A 15578-nucleotide genomic window follows, 5' to 3' on the forward strand; every position below is an offset into this window, starting at 1 on the left:
CAAGTTTGTATTTTTGGGGGCTGAGACTCTTCCCAACCAGAAGCGCTTCACACCGCGATCCGGACTGGCACCTACTCCCCAGTTCCCACTCCCTAATTCCCACTCCCTACTCCCGCTCCTCAATGCCCCGGCTTGTCGCCCCAGAGCAGCTTGTGCAGCTGCATCTGGAAGCGCACCGGCAATCGATCGGCGATGATCCAGTCGGCCAGGTCGCGCGGGGCCAGTTTTCCGTGTACAGGTGAAAACAGGACAGGACAGCGTTCCTGCAGATTGTATTCGCGAACTTTGGCCACTGCCCATTCAAAGTCTTCGCGACCGGCCAGCACGATCTTGATCTGATCCCGCTCACCCAGATGCTCAAGATTGCCCCAGAGATTTCGCGCCACTTCGCCCGAGCCCGGCGCCTTCAGATCGACAACCTTGCGTACTCGTTTATCAACGCTCGCGATATCGAGCGCTCCGGAGGTCTCCAGGGAAACCTCGTACCCCTGATCGCACAGGGCCGCCAGCAAGGACAGGCATCGCTTCTGAGCCAACGGCTCGCCGCCGGTTACGCAAACATGGCGGACACCGAAATCAGCGACGGTGGCAAGAATCTGCTCGATCTCATGCCACTCGCCACCATGGAACGAATATTCCGTATCGCACCAGACACAGCGCAGCGGGCAGCCGGTAAGGCGAACGAATACGGTCGGCCAGCCAATGCTGTCCGACTCGCCTTGCAGAGAGAGGAAAATCTCGGTCAGGCGTAGCCGTGAGGGTGAATTGTCCGACGCGGAGGAATCCGCTACGGGGTGTGGCGCACCCATCGGCTAGCCCGGACTATTCATGAATACGCACGATGATCGCGATGCACACTGGATTCACGCGGCTTTTCACGATCGAGGCAATGGCAGGATCCATCACCGGATGAGCGAAATGTCGTGTGGGTTCAATGGACAAGCGAGGGCGTGTGAAATTCATGAATAGTCCGGGCCAGGGAGCCCGTGCCTGGGCTCAGCGTCGGTTCTCAAGCTGCAGGGCGCGCATGCGTCCCTGGGCCAGCCTGGAAACGGTGGTATCAGGATAAGTAGCGAGCACCTTGTTGAGGGTGGCTTCGGCAGCATCCCACTGCTTGAGCTCATACTGGCAGTAGCCGGTCTTGAGCAAGGCATCCGGGGCTTTCTGGTTTTGCGGAAAGCGCGCCAGCAAGATGCCGAATGTCTCCAGGGCTACCTGATAATTCTGGGTCACGTAGTACGACTCGCCGAGCCAGTAGTAGGCGTTGCCGGTCAGGTCGGTGTTTGGATACTGGTCGATGAACGACTGGAAACGCCGCGCTGATTCCGCATAGCGCCCGTCCTTGAGTGCGGAAAAGGCTTCGTCGTATGCGCGTTTCTCCGCTTCCGGATCGTTCAGGGCCGGCAGTTCCTGCGTCACCGGCTCACCGAGCGCGAGTGGCGCACTCGTCCCGACCTGATCCGTCGGCATCAACTGCGTATCGGTTGTGGTCAGTGTTCCTGAATCCGACTGTGGGGTCGAACCCAGTTCGATATCCTGAAGCTCCTGATCCATGGCCCCCAGTGCCGCAGGTGCCACACCCCCGGCCGTTCCTCCCTCGATTCGGCCAATGCGCGAATCAAGATCGATGTACTGGTCCTTGGAGCGCTGCTGGGCCTGGCCGAGCTCATGACGCAACTCTTCCACCTGGCCTTGCAAGGCTTGCACTTGTGACTGCAGCGCCTGGATCTGGTTGACCAGATCGATACTGCCTGAATTGCCATTGCCCGAAACCTGCTGCTCGAGTCGCTCGACGCGCTCGGACAGGCTCAGTCGCTGCTGGGCGTGCGCTGGCAGCACAAGAACAGCAGCGGTCATGAAGACCGCTGCTGCAACGCACTTGCTCAAACGTGTTGCTGGAAAAAGCATCAGTTGGCAGTGGTGTAGACGATTTCAACGCGACGATTCTTCGCCCACGCTGCTTCATCATGGCCACGATCGACCGGACGCTCTTCGCCGTAGCTGACGACGGTGAGCTGGCCATAGGCCGCACCGGCCGAGCTCAGTGCGCTCTGCACTGCATTGCCACGACGCTCGCCAAGGCCGAGGTTGTACTCACGTGTACCGCGCTCGTCGGCATTGCCTTCGAGAGTGACGCGGGCATTCGGGAACTGGCGCAGATAAGCAGCATGGCAAGAAATCTGTGCCTGGAACTCCGACTTGATGGCGGTCTGGTCAAGATCGAAATAGACGACGCGCTGACGCAGGCAGGCATCACTGTCGAGATCGCCAACCTTGTAGCGGCCGCTGGTGTCGGTCGGGGTTGTTTCAGCGACCGGAGTCGGCTCAACAGGAGCGTCGGTCTTAACAGCCTTCTTCGCGCAGGCAGCCATGCCGGCAAGAAGAATGGTGGCAAACAGGATACGTACGGCAAACTTCATGGGTGTTCCCCTTGATCTCATTAGGTTGGTGACGGTTCTTTGAACGGGACAGCTGGGAAAATCTTCTGTGCCGGTGTACCGGTCTTGGTTTTCTATTCTCTACTTCGTTAACGCTGGCGGAATGGACCCCACGCTGGTTCCCTCACATCTCCATCTGCCAGCACCAGACGCTGTCTGACCCGACCATCGGCAGATACCGCATAAAGCACGCCTCGCGGTCCTTCGGTGGCGGCATAGAGAACCATGCTGCCATTCGGCGCGAAGCTAGGCGATTCATCCATGTTGCCGGGCGAAATCTGGCTGTAAGTGCCCGTATTGCGGTCGAAAACCGTAATACGATACACGTTTCCATTTCCCTGTGCCATGGCGATTTTCTTGCCATCGCAGCAGATAGTGGCACGCGCATTGTACTGGCCTTCGAAGGTCAAACGTGAGGCATTGCCCCCAGAAACCGGCACCTCGTATAACTGCGGTTTACCTGAGCGGTCCGAGGTGAAGATGATGCTCCTGCCATCCGGCATCCAGGCGGCTTCGACATCGATGGCGAAATGGTTGGTCAGGCGCGTCTCTCGCCTCGAAGCCAGATCCATGATGTAGATGTCCGGATTGCCAGCGTAGGACAGGTTCATCGCCAGGCGCGAACCGTCCGGAGAGAACGCAGGGCCGCCATTTATGCCCTTTTTGGCGGAAACCAGTTCTCTCGATCCCGTGGACAGATCCTGGATGTAGATCGAAGAATTTCCGCGCTCGAAGGAAACATAGGCGAGACGCCGGCCATCGGGCGACCATGCCGGCGACATCAACGGTTCCCGCGATCGCACCACCACCTGCGGGTTGAACCCGTCAGAATCGGCAACCATCAGCGCGTACTGGGTGTTTTGCCCAAGCCCGACCGAGGTAACGTAGGCAATGCGCGTCCAGAATGCGCCGCGCTCGCCCAGAATCTTCTCGTAGACCAGATCCGCGATCTGATGCGCCACATCGCGCATGGCCGTGCGCTGACCGCTGATTGCCAGCCCGATCATTCTGGTCTGACGCGCTACGTCGAAAAGTTCGAACTCGACGCGCAAGGCCCCGTCACCGGCATCGGCAACCCTGCCAACGACCAGGTAGTTCTGCTTGAGCAGACGCCAGGTTCCAAACTTGACCTCACCCTCACGCGTCGGAAACTCGACGATATCGCGCTTGGCCAGGGTAAAGAACTTGCCGGAACGGGCCAGGTCGGCGCGCACGATCTCCGAGACATCGGTCTCGGGCGGCAAACCTGCGCCTTCGAACGCAAACGGAACCACGGCAATGGGATCGGCCGTTCGGCTGCCATCGGTGATATCGATGCTCAGGCCTTGGGCGAAAACACCCTGGCTACCCAGTAGCAGCAGCAAGGCGAGTCCAAGACGCCCCAGGAAACAGTTTTTCATCAGCATTTATCCTTGCCCGTCGAATCTGAAATTGAAAGTGATGTCTCGGCTGAAAACTTTCTCGAACCCGCGATATGGCAATGGTGCCGCCCGCAGTACAGCCTGCTCGATCGATAGCCTCGCAGCGCCATCGGCGTTGCATGGCGAGGTGACATTGGCGGAAATCACGTCGCCGCCGGGGATCTGCACGATACGCAAGGTACAACGCAGGCCCGGAGGAATCGACTCCGGCCGGTTCCAGTTTTGTGTCACGGCCGCCTGTATGGCAGCCGCGTAGCGCGCGGTGAGGTCATTGTCCTGCCCTCCCGCACCGGTCTGAACCTGCTTGGACTCCTGCTCCATCAGCTCGTTCAGACGCTCTTTTTCGTCGCTCTGGAGCTTGGCCAGATTCTTGTCCTGGATTTGCTTGAGGCGCTCCTTCTCCAGATTCTTCTTCTTTTCGGCAGCAGCCAGTTGCTTGCGTACTTCGTCGAGCTGCTTCTGGCGTTCAGCCTCCTGCTTTTCCTGCTCGAGCAGCACCTGTTCGCGGCGGCGCTTTTCCTCCTGCACCTTTTTTTCCTGCTCGGATTTCTGCTCGGCAAGCGCTGCAATGCGCTGCTGCTCGATCAGATCCTGCTTGGGCGGCTCTGGAGGCGGCACGGCTTCCGGCTTCGGGGTTGGCTCTGCAGCCTTCGGCGGAGGGGGTGTCGGTTTTGGAGGCGCGGGCTTGCTGCTGGACTTTCTCGACGAGGGCTTGGGTGCGCTGGTCGGACCAACCAGACTGGCCTCGATGACCGGTCCAGGCATGATCACGACTCGCGACTCCTTGGTCCACAGCAGACCCAGGCCGATCAGCAGGATCAGCAGACCATGCAGGAGCAGGGAGAAAAGGACCGCGCGCGCCTTGTCGGAAAAGCTTTCCATCAGCGGGCCTGGGCTTTCCCTTCAGGTGGATTCGGCTGGCTCATGAGCCCCACTTTCGGCGCACCGGCTTGCTGCAGCAGCACCATCGCTGCATAGATCCGACCATAGTCCACCCTTTCGTCGCCGCCGATCATCACCGGCACCTCTGGATTCTGACGAACGAAAGCTGAAACCTTGTTGACCAGCGTCTCTTCGTCGACCGGCTCACGCGCACTCGCGCCGATGGTCAGGAACATGGCTCCTTCCTGATCGACGCTGACGATGACCGGCTCCTTGTCATTCTGGATCGAGGATGCATTGGATTTCGGCAGCTCGATATCGACGCCAAGATTCATCAATGGCGCGGTGACCATGAAGATGATCAACAGCACCAGCATCACGTCGATATACGGCACGACATTGATTTCCGCCTTGAGCTTGCGCCGCTTGCGGTTGCGATAGCTATGCTGCATCAGGCCACTCCAGTCTCTGCGATTCGCGCGGCGATGAAATCGTCAATCGGATACAACGTGCCAGACTGCCACCCGGGGTCCGATCCCACGGATTGATCAGCGTTGCCCTAGTCATCGACATGCGCCTGGCGTTGCAGAATGGAGGAGAACTCCTCGAGGAATGTTTCGTAGCGCAGGGCCACGCGTTCCACACGGGTAGCGAACCGGTTGTAGGCCCAGACTGCCGGAATCGCCGCAAAAAGACCCATCGCCGTGGCGATCAGGGCCTCGGAAATGCCGGGAGCAACCATGGCGATGGTCGCTTCCTTGACGTTCGCCAGCCCCTGAAAGGCAATCATGATGCCCCACACCGTGCCGAACAGACCGACGTAGGGGCTGATCGAGCCGACGTTGGCCAGGAATTCCAGATTCTGCTCAAGGCGCTCGACCTCGCGCGACTGCGACACGCGCATCGCGCGTTGAGCACTTTCGAGCAGGGATCTGGAGTCCACGCTGCGGCGCTGGCGCTGGCGGGCAAACTCGCGGAAGCCGGATTCGAAGATGGCCTCGATGCCGCCTATCCGTTCACCGCTGGCATTGACGTCCTTGAACAGGGCCGCGAGGTCGGATCCTGACCAGAAGCGCTCCTCGAATTCATTGGCGCTGGAATCGGCGGAGTTGATCATGGCCTGTTTGCGGAAAATGATGATCCACGAGATCACCGAAAACAACACGAGTATCAGCAGGACAAATTTGACCGGAAGGCTTGCGCCCCAGATCAGGGCGAAGACGTTGAGTTCATGATTCATTGTTTGGCGATCTCTTGGAGCAGGAATTCGGGGATGGCGCACGGGCGCCAGCGATCATGATCGACGCAGGCTATTCGCACGCGAGCATCGACCAGGACAGGTTCTTCGGTACTGCGCCTCAAGGCTTGTTCTACCTTGAAACTGGCACTTCGCATTTCGGTTACCACCACGCTGGCCTCCAGCAGGTCATCCAGCCGGGCCGGACGATTGAATCGGATGTCCATTCCATGGACTACGAAAACCACACCGTGTTCCTCACGCAGTGCTTGCTGGCCAATGCCCGCAGCGCGCAGCCACTCGGTACGCGCACGTTCAAAGAATCGCAAGTAACCTGCGTGGTAAACGACACCGCCAGCGTCGGTATCTTCCCAGTACACACGCAAAGGCCAGATGAACGGAACTGTCCGGTTCAAGGATTTCCCGCTCCGCACAGGGCTGGACAGGGCCGAATCACCCGGATGCTCCATCGAACAGCTCTCCGCTGGCCGCCGCATTGCTGCCTCGAGGCGGGGTCAATCCCAGATGGCGCCAGGTTTTGTTCGTCACCATTCGCCCCCTTGCCGTGCGAATCAGGAAACCTTGCTGGATCAGGTAGGGTTCGATGACATCTTCCAGGGTGCCACGCTCTTCACTAAGCGCCGCTGCCAGCGATTCGACGCCGACAGGGCCACCATCGAAAAACTCGATGATGGTCGTCAGCATGCGCCGATCGAGCGCATCGAAGCCCTCAGCGTCGACATCGAGCATTTTCAAGGCATCACCCGCGACCACGCTGGTGACCTTGCCGTCGGCGCGGATTTCGGCGAAATCGCGCACCCGGCGCAACAGGCGATTGGCGATGCGTGGCGTGCCTCGCGACCTTCGCGCAATTTCACTGGCGCCTTCGGCATCGCAGTCCACGCCGATGATGCCGGCCGCACGGGTGACGATCCGGGTCAGTTCCGCAGCCGAGTAGAACTCGAGGCGCTGGACGATGCCGAAACGGTCACGCAATGGTGCCGTCAGCAAGCCGGCACGCGTAGTGGCACCGATCAGGGTGAATGGTGGCAAGTCGAGCTTGATCGATCGCGCGGCCGGGCCTTCACCGATCATGATGTCGATCTGGAAATCCTCGAGCGCCGGATACAGCACTTCCTCGACCACTGGTGAAAGCCGGTGGATTTCGTCCACAAACAGGACATCTCGTGGCTGCAGGTTGGTCAGCAGGGCGGCAAGATCGCCGGCCCGCTCGAGCACCGGGCCGGAAGTGCTGCGCAGGTTGACTCCAAGCTCGTTGGCAATGACGTGCGCCATCGTGGTCTTGCCGAGCCCGGGAGGGCCAAAGATCAATACATGATCAAGGGCTCCGGAGCGCCGACGCGCCGCCTCGATATAAATCCCCATCTGCTCGCGCACCTTCTCCTGCCCGAGATAGTCGGCAAGCCGTTGCGGACGGATGCTCGCTTCGATTTGCTCGTCCTCGGAGTCGGCGCTGGCGTCGATCAGGCGGTCGGTCATTGGGGTGCCGGGATTCGGGATCGGTGATTCGGGATTCGTCAAAGCGGATTATCGTCTGCCAGGCGCTTTTGCGATAGCAACCGCATCGCACTGAAGTCTGCAAAGACCAGTAAAACACATGCCGCCCGCACTTCCGAATCCCGAACCACCGATCCCGAATCCCGGCCCCAAATCAAATCTCCACCTGCGTACCCAGCTCGATAAGCCGGTTGCCGGGGATTTCGAAGAATGCGGTGGCCGAGGTGGCATTGCGTGCCAGGAATTCGAACAGGCGATCGCGCCAGATCACCATGCCGGGACGATCACCGGCGATGATGCTTTCGCGACTGATGAAGAATGTCGTGTCCATCATGTCGAACGGGAATCCGCAATCGTTGATCGTGGCGAGAGCGGCCGGCAGGTTGGTGTCCTCGGCGAATCCATAGCGGATGGTCACCGAGTAGAAGCCGTCGGTCAGGGCGACCACGTTGATCCTGTCATCGGGTTCGGCGAATGGCTCGTCCAGGACCTCGACCGTGAGGATGATATTGCGCTCGTGCAGCACCTTGTTGTGCTTGAGGTTATGCAGCAGAGCGTTCGGTACGCCATCCTTGTTCGCGGTGAGGAACACGGCGGTCCCCGACACGCGCACCGGCGGATGTGCGCTGATGGATGCGATGAACGGTGTCAGGGAGAGCCCGGCGCGCTTGATCTCGCGCATCACCAGTTCGCGACCACGACGCCAGGTGAACATCACCGTGAACAGCAGCAGGCCCAGGGTCAGCGAGAACCAGCCACCGTAAATGAACTTGTCGGCGACCGATGTCAGCAACAAGGCATCCACTCCAAGGAACACCGTGCCGGCCAGCGCGACGCGGATATAGCTCCAGCGCCAGACACGCCGCGCAACGATGACCACGAGCAGGGTGTTCATCAGCATCGTTCCGACCACGGCCAGACCATACGCCGTGACCAGATTCTCGGAAGACCGGAAGCCGATGACCACGGCCACTGTCAGAACAAGCAGGATGCGATTGACCGTCGGCAGGTAGATCTGGCCTTCCTCCTGGTTGGAGGTATGCAGGATCTTCATGCGCGGCAGATAGCCAAGTTGCACGGCCTGGCGAGCCATCGAGAAGGTCCCTGAAATGACTGCCTGCGATGCGACGATGGTAGCCATCGTCGCGAGCACGATCATCGGCAACAGCAAGCCCTCGGGCACCAGCCGGTAGAACGGATTTTCGGCGGTGCTCGCATCCGACAGCACCAGCGCACCCTGGCCGAGGTAGTTCAGCATCAGGCAGGGCAGGACGAGGAAAAACCACACCAGACGAATCGGCTTCTTGCCGAAATGCCCCATGTCCGAATACAGCGCCTCGGCACCCGTGATGGACAGAACCACCGCACCCATGGCGAAGATGCCCATCTTGCCGTTGTGCACGAAGAACATGAAGGCGTGGTGCGGAATCAGTGCCTCGAGCACCGTTGGCTCGTGAAGGATCCCGAAGATGCCAAGCGTGCCCAGCGTGATGAACCAGACCAGGGTGACTGGCGCAAACAGGGGGCCGACCCGACTCGTCCCATGTTTCTGAATCGAAAATATGCCGAGCAGGATCAACACGGTGACCGGAACGACATAGCGCTCCAGTGAAGGCGCGAACACTTCAATACCCTCCACTGCAGAGAGCACCGAGATCGCCGGCGTGACCACGGCATCACCAAAAAACAGTGAGGCACCGAATACGCCAATGACCATGATTACCCACTTGGCGCGAAGTCGCGTAACGCCTCGCTGGGCAAGAGCCATGAGGGCCATCACGCCGCCCTGCCCCTTGTTGTCGGCGCGCAGGATGAAGGTGGCGTACTTGATCGAGACCACCGTGATCAGCGACCAGAAAATCAGCGAGAGCACGCCGAGCACGTTTTCGCGGGCGACCGCCACGCCATGCTGGGCGTTGAATGCTTCGCGGAACGCATACAGCGGGCTGGTACCAATATCGCCGTAGACGACACCGACGACACCAAAGCACAGGGCCAGAAGGCGCTTGTTGCTGGCACTGTTGTCGTGCGAAGAGCTACTCATGCCTGAATTCCACGGTTGCAGGATCTACCGCCGCGATTCGGCCAGGCGATCCCGAAATGATGCGCTTCACTGGCTGACTGGCGATCAACGCAATGCCGCCTTGAGGGCTTTGCGAATGATTTCCTCGGCCGTGTCGCCAGGCGCACTGGCATCCTTGATCAGGCGCGCAACCTCGTTGGGCTTGTAGCCCAGCGATTGCAGGGCGACGCTGGCTTCGCTGGCCGGATCCTTGGGCATGCCACCTGAAATCGATGCCGAAGCTCCATCCACAAGGCCGTCCACGCGATCGCGCAATTCCACGATCATGCGCTCTGCGGTTTTCTTGCCAACCCCGGGGATGCGGACCAGGGCAGCAATGTCGCCCCCCTGGATGTATCGCGCGAAATCGTCTGCCGATACGCCTGAAAGCACGGCCAGGGCAATTTTCGCCCCGATGCCACTGACTTTCTGAACGCCACGGAACAGGCTGCGTTCCGATTCGCGCAAGAACCCGTACAGGGCGACCGAATCCTCCTTGACGGCGTAATGCGTACACAGGGTGACCTGTTGGCCTACTTCCGGAAGGTCATAGAACGTCGACATGGGTGCTTCCATCTCGTAGCCAACGCCACCGACATCCACCATGATCCAGGGTGGCTGCTTGGCAATGAGGATTCCCTTGAGTCGCCCGATCATCGACGTCGCCTCCAGGCAGTGCGCGGAATTCCAAGACGCTCGATGCTGGAGCGCGTGTGTGCATGGGTCAGGGCCACGGCGAGCGCATCGGCTGCATCTGCCTGCAGCTTGCCCGGGATGCCGAGCAGGACTCCGACCATGTGCTGGACCTGGCCCTTGTCAGCGCCACCACCACCGACCACGGCCTGCTTGACCTCCTTGGCCGCGTACTCGGCCAGGGCAAGGCCGCGATTGACGACAGCGCAAATCGCCGCCCCGCGCGCTTGTCCCAGCTTGAGCGCGGAATCGGGATTGCGCGCCATGAATACACGCTCGATCGCGACTTCCGCGGGGGCGTGGGTCTCGATGATCGTGCCGATCTCGTCGAAAATCTGTTTCAGTCGCAAGTGGAATGTTTCGTTGCCGAGCACATTGATGGCCGTATGGAATACGTGGTGCGAACGACCGTCTTCGCCAACATCGATCACACCGATACCGGTGCGCTGACTGCCAGGATCAATTCCGAGGATTCGAATCACCGGCTTGCCATCCCCGCCGATCCGGCTATAAGGGTCACGCGACGGGACACTTGAATTTCTGCCATCGATCTGGACGAAACACCACGGCGGAACGGGAAAAGCAGGATCCCGACTCTAACAGGTGGCCAAACGTGGAGTGACATCAGGAGTCTCCTTCGGCAGACGGCTCGAAGCGGCCCTGGCGAAGAAAACGCGTGGTCAGTGCGGCAACCTCGGGCGAAAACAGCAGTCCGGTATGCGAAGTCTCGACGACGCAGTGCGCGTCGGCTCCCGCCAAGCGTGTTTCTTCGACGCTGACCGTCCCGTCGTGTGGCCGCGGCAAGGCGCCGATCAATCCGCCCAGGCCCAACGGCCTGCTTCCTGCGATGATTCCCAGCGGTCGCGCGCCCGACCAGCGGCCAAGTCCCTTGTCCAGCACCGGAGCGCTCTGCCCCATCAGCCAGCGTCCACCAGGCACACGCAACAGACGACTGGCCGCGGCACTGCCGTTCAAGGGCGAGCCAAGGCAGACCAGACGTCCCGCAGGCAGGTCCCGGTGTTCATCGGCGACCTGCGCCGCCAACATGCCACCGAGGCTGTGCCCCACAACATGTACGGTGCCGCCGACCCGCCCACACCAGTGCTGGCGCAGACGTGTTGCCGTGTCGGCCCATGCGCCAACCACACTCGGGTAGTCGATTGCTTCTACCGAAAACCCGTCCGCTCGCAACCGCCGTGCCAGCGGCAGCATGGTGATGCCGCGCATCCAGATTCCATGCAGCAGGATCACGTGATCACGTTGTAGGGAGGACATCGGGGATCAGCGTCGATGAGGTGTGGGCGAGTCGAACGTCAGCCGGTTACTTGGCGTCCGGCTCGACCGTGCGAATGTGCAGGTCGGCAAGTTGCGACTCGGCGATTGCCGAAGGTGCCTCGGTCATCAAGTCCTGTGCACTGGCTGTCTTTGGAAAGGCAATCACGTCACGGATCGACTCGGTGCCCGCCATCAGGGCGGCAATACGATCGATCCCGAAGGCGATGCCACCATGCGGTGGCGCACCGAAACGGAGCGCTTCGAGCAGGAACCCGAATTTCGCCTCGGCTTCCTCGGCACCGATGCCCAGCAGCTCGAATACCGCGCTCTGCATGTCGGGACGGTGGATACGGATCGAGCCACCACCAATTTCGGCGCCATTGAGCACCATGTCATAGCCCCGCGAAACCGAATTGACCGCATTGGCTTGCAAGTCGGCCACATCGTCGATCTTCGGCGCGGTGAAGGGATGATGCAGGGCAACGAAGCGCTTCGCTTCGCTGTCGTATTCGAACATCGGGAAGTCGACAACCCACAATGGCTTCCAGGCGTTCTCGACCAGGCCGAGGTCGCGGGCGACCTTGATGCGCAGGGCGCCGAGAAAATCCGATACGGTCTTGTAATCGCCGGCGCCGAACAGTACCAGATCTCCACTTTGCGCGGCGGTGAGCGTGAGCACGCTGGCCAGGGTCGCGTCATCGAGGAACTTGGCCACCGGCGAATTGATTCCTTCGCGGCCGGCGGCGAGGTCGTCCACGCGCAGCCAGGCCAGTCCCTTCGCGCCGAACTTGGCCGCATGCGCTCCCAGCTCGTCAATCTGCTTGCGTGTGAACACGGCGCCGCCCGGCACGCGCAAGGCCGCCACGCGACCGCCAGGATCATTCGCCGGGCCACTGAAGACCTTGAATTCGAGATTTCGCACCAGTTCGGCGATATCCACCAGTTCCAGCGCAATGCGCAGGTCGGGCTTGTCCGATCCGTAACGTGCCATGGCCTCGGCGTAGGTCATGCGTGGAAACGGCCCACCGAGGTCAACTTCGCTGACCTCCTTGAAGATGTGCCGAATCATTGCTTCGACGGCATCCTGCACGTCGCGCTCCCTGACGAAGGCGAACTCCATGTCGAGCTGGGTGAATTCCGGCTGCCGGTCGGCACGCAGGTCTTCGTCGCGGAAACAGCGCGCAATCTGGTAGTAGCGATCAAAGCCGGCCACCATCAGCAACTGCTTGAACAACTGCGGCGACTGCGGCAACGCGAAAAATTCACCGGGGTGTACACGACTCGGCACGAGGTAGTCGCGCGCGCCCTCGGGCGTGGCCTTGGTCAGGATCGGCGTTTCGATGTCCTGGAATCCGCGTCCATCCAGATAATGGCGCAAGGCCGAGACAAGCCGTGTGCGCAGTCGCATCTTGCGCTGCATGTCGGCGCGGCGAAGATCGAGATAGCGGAACTTGAGCCGTGTTTCCTCGCTGGGATTCTCGTGCAGGGCGAACGGCAGACCTTCGGCCTTGTTGAGAATTTCGACCGTCTCGGCCAGCACTTCGACCTGCCCGCTGCGCAATTTGTCATTTGCGCTGACGCGCCGACGGACCAGGCCCCCGATACGCATGCAGAACTCGTAGCCGATGTCGGCAGCAAGGCGGAATGCCTCGGCGGACTCACGCTCGATGACGATCTGCACCACGCCTTCGTGGTCGCGCAAATCGATAAAGGCCACATGGCTTTGCAGGCGCACCGTATCCACCCAGCCACACAAGGTGACGTTCTGGTCGATCAGGTACTCGTCGATGAGGCCGCAAAGATGGCTGCGCATGGGAAGCTCCGGTTGCAAGGCGCGGAATGCTATAGGCGATCATGCTGCACCGCAAACAAAAACGCCCGCCGGGTGGCGGGCGTTTCCGGATCAGGTCACTGACTCTGGACGATCAATTCCAGCGACGATCGACGCGGAATACCGCGGCACAACCGCCACTTACCCAGACGCCAGCCCGGTTGTAGCCCCAGGTGCGACCCTGGATGCACGCCGTATTCGAAATCTGGCGCTGGATGCGGACTCCGCCCCCGCGACCGATGTCGATCTGGCACATGCGATAGCGATAGTCCTGGCTCTGGCAGGTCAGGGAGAAGTCTCGATCCCAGTTCGGGCCCGGATTCCAGCCACCGCCGTGATGACCACCGTTGCCGCCGCCACCGCCGCCGCCAGCGCGTCTGAACACACCGCCACAGCCGCGATCGACCCACAGTCCGCTGCGATCGATACCCCAGCTACGCCCGCGAGAGCAGCTCGAACTGGAGGTGCGCTGAACCAGCACAGCATCACTCCAGTTCACTCCGCACCGCTGGAACCGATAATCCTGACTCGTACACCTGACCTCGTTGCCCCCATTACCCTGCCCGCCGCGCTGGGCATGCGATTCCGGCATCAGGAACATCGAACCCAGCAAGACGAGCCCCGCTGCTACAGTTTTTCCCAACATGGCTTTACTCCCACTCGAATTGAAGCTCCAGTCTAGCCATGAGCATCCTGAATGTCTCCCAAAGAAAACTCGCCAGGCGAAAGTTATTCGGGCGGTCAGGAGGATGCGGACGATTCGGGCTTGGCCGCAGGCTTCGCCGGCTCCGCTTTGGGCGACTCCGGCTTGGCTGTCTCCACCGGCTTGGGTGCCTGTTCGGAACTGGCGAGGTTGCGTTTGACGTCGCCTTCCTTCTTGAAATCGGTTTCGTACCAGCCCGATCCGGAAAGCCGGAAGGCCGGAGCGGTCAGGCGACGCCGCACGGTTTGCTTGCCGCATTCCGGGCAGGTATCCGGATCCGCGTCAGAGAGCTTCTGCAGTCGTTCGAAACGGGTTTGGCATGAGGAACACTCAAATTCGTAGATCGGCATGCTCGAAATTCACTGGTTGTGCAGAAAAGTGCCGCTGACATGGTGCCGCATGCGGGTGTTTCAATGCCACTATCAGCCAGCGCTGGAGAAAATCCTGACCTGGCATGGCGCCGCCCCGGCTTGCTTGGCGTGGCATTTCACCCGATCCTGCAACACTGACTGCCGCCTGCCCCGCATGGCCGGCGTCCCACGAAACAACGGAGAGACCCTTGGATTATCTCATCACCTTGATCAATGACCTGGTATGGAGCAAGGCATTGATCGCCCTGTGCCTGGGTGCCGGCCTGTACTTCTCGATACGTACCCGATTCATGCAAGTACGTGCGATTCCCGAAATGATCAGGGCGATCTTCAGCGGCAAGACTTCGCCTGCCGGAGTGTCCTCGTTCCAGGCCCTGACCATGTCGCTGTCAGGGCGTGTCGGCACCGGAAATATCGCCGGCGTGGCGACGGCCATAGCATTCGGCGGTCCGGGTGCCGTGTTCTGGATGTGGACGGTTGCGTTCTTTGGTGCCTCTACGGCGTTCGTGGAAGCAACGCTGGGACAGATCTACAAGGAAAAAGACGACAAGGGCATGTACCGGGGCGGCCCCGCCTACTACATCGAGAAAGGCCTGGGCGTGAAGTGGTATGCGTGGACATTCGCGTTCGCGACCATCATCGCCACCGGCTTCCTGCTACCCGGTGTCCAGGCCAACAGCATCGGTATCGCGATCGAGAACGCCTGGGGCGTCGAATCCTGGATCACCGCGACATGCCTCATGGCTGGCCTGGCCTTCATCATTTTTGGTGGCGTCAAGCGCATCGCCCGCTTCGCCGAATTCGTCGTGCCATTCATGGCCCTGGCCTACATCCTCATCGCACTTGGCATCATGGCCATCAACATTGACCAGGTCCCGGTCATCTTTTCGCTGATCATCAAGAGCGCGTTCGGCCTGGAAGCCGGATTCGGCGCCATGCTCGGCCTGGCCATCGAATGGGGCGTCAAGCGCGGCGTGTATTCCAACGAGGCCGGACAGGGCACGGCTCCGCACGCTGCAGCAGCTGCTGAAGTGGCGCATCCGGCCAAGCAGGGCTATGTGCAGGCGTTCTCGATCTATGTCGACACGTTGCTGGTCTGCTCGGCGACTGCCTTCCTGATCCTGTCGACCGACATGTACAACGTGAT

The 15578-nt window shown here is 60.6% G+C and carries 17 protein-coding genes; 1 reads left to right on the forward strand and 16 read right to left on the reverse strand.

Annotated elements, in window-relative coordinates; translation table 11 throughout:
- Positions 1 to 119: 119 nt before the first annotated feature.
- The 16 genes from queE to WBP53_RS03805 form a co-directional block, all read right to left on the reverse strand.
- A complete protein-coding gene (queE, locus tag WBP53_RS03730) occupies positions 120 to 809 on the reverse strand; it encodes a 7-carboxy-7-deazaguanine synthase QueE (RefSeq protein ID WP_423926070.1) in 690 nt (229 codons plus the stop codon).
- 187 nt (positions 810 to 996) lie between these two features.
- Positions 997 to 1857: a tol-pal system protein YbgF gene (gene ybgF / locus WBP53_RS03735; RefSeq protein ID WP_423926072.1), complete on the reverse strand. Its 861-nt coding sequence runs from the start codon at positions 1855 to 1857 to the stop codon at positions 997 to 999.
- 50 nt (positions 1858 to 1907) lie between these two features.
- Positions 1908 to 2420 (reverse strand): peptidoglycan-associated lipoprotein Pal, encoded by a 513-nt coding sequence (gene pal, locus WBP53_RS03740; RefSeq protein ID WP_423926073.1) that lies wholly within the window; start codon positions 2418 to 2420, stop codon positions 1908 to 1910.
- A 107-nt stretch (positions 2421 to 2527) separates the two neighbouring features.
- Positions 2528 to 3838: a Tol-Pal system beta propeller repeat protein TolB gene (tolB, locus tag WBP53_RS03745; protein ID WP_423926075.1), complete on the reverse strand. Its 1311-nt coding sequence runs from the start codon at positions 3836 to 3838 to the stop codon at positions 2528 to 2530.
- 6 nt (positions 3839 to 3844) lie between these two features.
- Positions 3845 to 4741, reverse strand: a complete 897-nt coding sequence (tolA, locus tag WBP53_RS03750; protein WP_423926077.1) for a cell envelope integrity protein TolA — start codon at positions 4739 to 4741, stop codon at positions 3845 to 3847.
- The gene (tolR, locus tag WBP53_RS03755; protein WP_423926079.1) at positions 4741 to 5193 is read right to left on the reverse strand and encodes a protein TolR; all 453 of its coding nucleotides are present in this window, start codon (positions 5191 to 5193) and stop codon (positions 4741 to 4743) included. The genes tolA and tolR overlap by 1 nt, the downstream gene beginning before the upstream one ends.
- Positions 5194 to 5300: 107 nt before the next feature.
- Positions 5301 to 5981 carry a protein TolQ gene (tolQ, locus tag WBP53_RS03760; RefSeq protein ID WP_423926081.1) on the reverse strand — a complete coding sequence of 227 codons (681 nt, stop codon included), beginning with the start codon at positions 5979 to 5981 and terminating at the stop codon, positions 5301 to 5303.
- Positions 5978 to 6394, reverse strand: coding sequence for a tol-pal system-associated acyl-CoA thioesterase (gene ybgC / locus WBP53_RS03765; RefSeq protein ID WP_423926083.1), 417 nt, complete (start codon positions 6392 to 6394; stop codon positions 5978 to 5980). Before ybgC ends, tolQ begins: the two co-directional genes overlap by 4 nt.
- 37 nt (positions 6395 to 6431) lie before the next feature.
- On the reverse strand, positions 6432 to 7478 hold the full coding sequence (ruvB, locus tag WBP53_RS03770; protein WP_423926085.1) for a Holliday junction branch migration DNA helicase RuvB: 1047 nt from the start codon (positions 7476 to 7478) through the stop codon (positions 6432 to 6434).
- A 172-nt stretch (positions 7479 to 7650) separates the two neighbouring features.
- Positions 7651 to 9540 carry a potassium transporter Kup gene (locus WBP53_RS03775; protein WP_423926087.1) on the reverse strand — a complete coding sequence of 630 codons (1890 nt, stop codon included), beginning with the start codon at positions 9538 to 9540 and terminating at the stop codon, positions 7651 to 7653.
- Positions 9541 to 9624: 84 nt separating this feature from the next.
- The gene (gene ruvA / locus WBP53_RS03780) at positions 9625 to 10215 is read right to left on the reverse strand and encodes a Holliday junction branch migration protein RuvA (RefSeq protein ID WP_423926089.1); all 591 of its coding nucleotides are present in this window, start codon (positions 10213 to 10215) and stop codon (positions 9625 to 9627) included.
- Positions 10212 to 10733, reverse strand: coding sequence for a crossover junction endodeoxyribonuclease RuvC (ruvC, locus tag WBP53_RS03785; RefSeq protein WP_423926091.1), 522 nt, complete (start codon positions 10731 to 10733; stop codon positions 10212 to 10214). The genes ruvA and ruvC overlap by 4 nt, the downstream gene beginning before the upstream one ends.
- A gap of 142 nt (positions 10734 to 10875) precedes the next feature.
- Positions 10876 to 11526, reverse strand: a complete 651-nt coding sequence (locus WBP53_RS03790) for an esterase/lipase family protein (protein WP_423926092.1) — start codon at positions 11524 to 11526, stop codon at positions 10876 to 10878.
- Positions 11527 to 11572: 46 nt separating this feature from the next.
- The gene (aspS, locus tag WBP53_RS03795) at positions 11573 to 13339 is read right to left on the reverse strand and encodes an aspartate--tRNA ligase (RefSeq protein ID WP_423926094.1); all 1767 of its coding nucleotides are present in this window, start codon (positions 13337 to 13339) and stop codon (positions 11573 to 11575) included.
- Between the two features lie 112 nt (positions 13340 to 13451).
- Positions 13452 to 14003 (reverse strand): DUF3011 domain-containing protein, encoded by a 552-nt coding sequence (locus tag WBP53_RS03800; protein ID WP_423926096.1) that lies wholly within the window; start codon positions 14001 to 14003, stop codon positions 13452 to 13454.
- A 95-nt stretch (positions 14004 to 14098) separates the two neighbouring features.
- On the reverse strand, positions 14099 to 14410 hold the full coding sequence (locus WBP53_RS03805) for an FmdB family zinc ribbon protein (protein WP_423926098.1): 312 nt from the start codon (positions 14408 to 14410) through the stop codon (positions 14099 to 14101).
- A 209-nt stretch (positions 14411 to 14619) separates the two neighbouring features.
- Here WBP53_RS03805 and WBP53_RS03810 point away from each other — a divergent pair.
- A partial coding sequence (locus tag WBP53_RS03810) for an alanine/glycine:cation symporter family protein (protein ID WP_423926100.1) occupies positions 14620 to 15578 on the forward strand: 959 nt, incomplete at its 3' end.

The sequence above is a fragment of the Dokdonella sp. genome (assembly GCF_049593775.1).
In the GTDB taxonomy this organism is placed as follows: domain Bacteria; phylum Pseudomonadota; class Gammaproteobacteria; order Xanthomonadales; family Rhodanobacteraceae; genus Dokdonella.

What these genes read in the sequence shown, in the direction of transcription:
- queE (WP_423926070.1), bottom strand. Translation starts at nt 809, where the DNA reads ATGGGTGCGCCACACCCCGTAGCGGATTCCTCCGCGTCGGACAATTCA.
- ybgF (WP_423926072.1), bottom strand. Translation starts at nt 1,857, where the DNA reads ATGACCGCTGCTGTTCTTGTGCTGCCAGCGCACGCCCAGCAGCGACTG.
- pal (WP_423926073.1), bottom strand. Translation starts at nt 2,420, where the DNA reads ATGAAGTTTGCCGTACGTATCCTGTTTGCCACCATTCTTCTTGCCGGC.
- tolB (WP_423926075.1), bottom strand. Translation starts at nt 3,838, where the DNA reads ATGAAAAACTGTTTCCTGGGGCGTCTTGGACTCGCCTTGCTGCTGCTA.
- tolA (WP_423926077.1), bottom strand. Translation starts at nt 4,741, where the DNA reads ATGGAAAGCTTTTCCGACAAGGCGCGCGCGGTCCTTTTCTCCCTGCTC.
- tolR (WP_423926079.1), bottom strand. Translation starts at nt 5,193, where the DNA reads ATGCAGCATAGCTATCGCAACCGCAAGCGGCGCAAGCTCAAGGCGGAA.
- tolQ (WP_423926081.1), bottom strand. Translation starts at nt 5,981, where the DNA reads ATGAATCATGAACTCAACGTCTTCGCCCTGATCTGGGGCGCAAGCCTT.
- ruvB (WP_423926085.1), bottom strand. Translation starts at nt 7,478, where the DNA reads ATGACCGACCGCCTGATCGACGCCAGCGCCGACTCCGAGGACGAGCAA.
- WBP53_RS03775 (WP_423926087.1), bottom strand. Translation starts at nt 9,540, where the DNA reads ATGAGTAGCTCTTCGCACGACAACAGTGCCAGCAACAAGCGCCTTCTG.
- ruvA (WP_423926089.1), bottom strand. Translation starts at nt 10,215, where the DNA reads ATGATCGGGCGACTCAAGGGAATCCTCATTGCCAAGCAGCCACCCTGG.
- WBP53_RS03790 (WP_423926092.1), bottom strand. Translation starts at nt 11,526, where the DNA reads ATGTCCTCCCTACAACGTGATCACGTGATCCTGCTGCATGGAATCTGG.
- aspS (WP_423926094.1), bottom strand. Translation starts at nt 13,339, where the DNA reads ATGCGCAGCCATCTTTGCGGCCTCATCGACGAGTACCTGATCGACCAG.
- WBP53_RS03800 (WP_423926096.1), bottom strand. Translation starts at nt 14,003, where the DNA reads ATGTTGGGAAAAACTGTAGCAGCGGGGCTCGTCTTGCTGGGTTCGATG.
- WBP53_RS03805 (WP_423926098.1), bottom strand. Translation starts at nt 14,410, where the DNA reads ATGCCGATCTACGAATTTGAGTGTTCCTCATGCCAAACCCGTTTCGAA.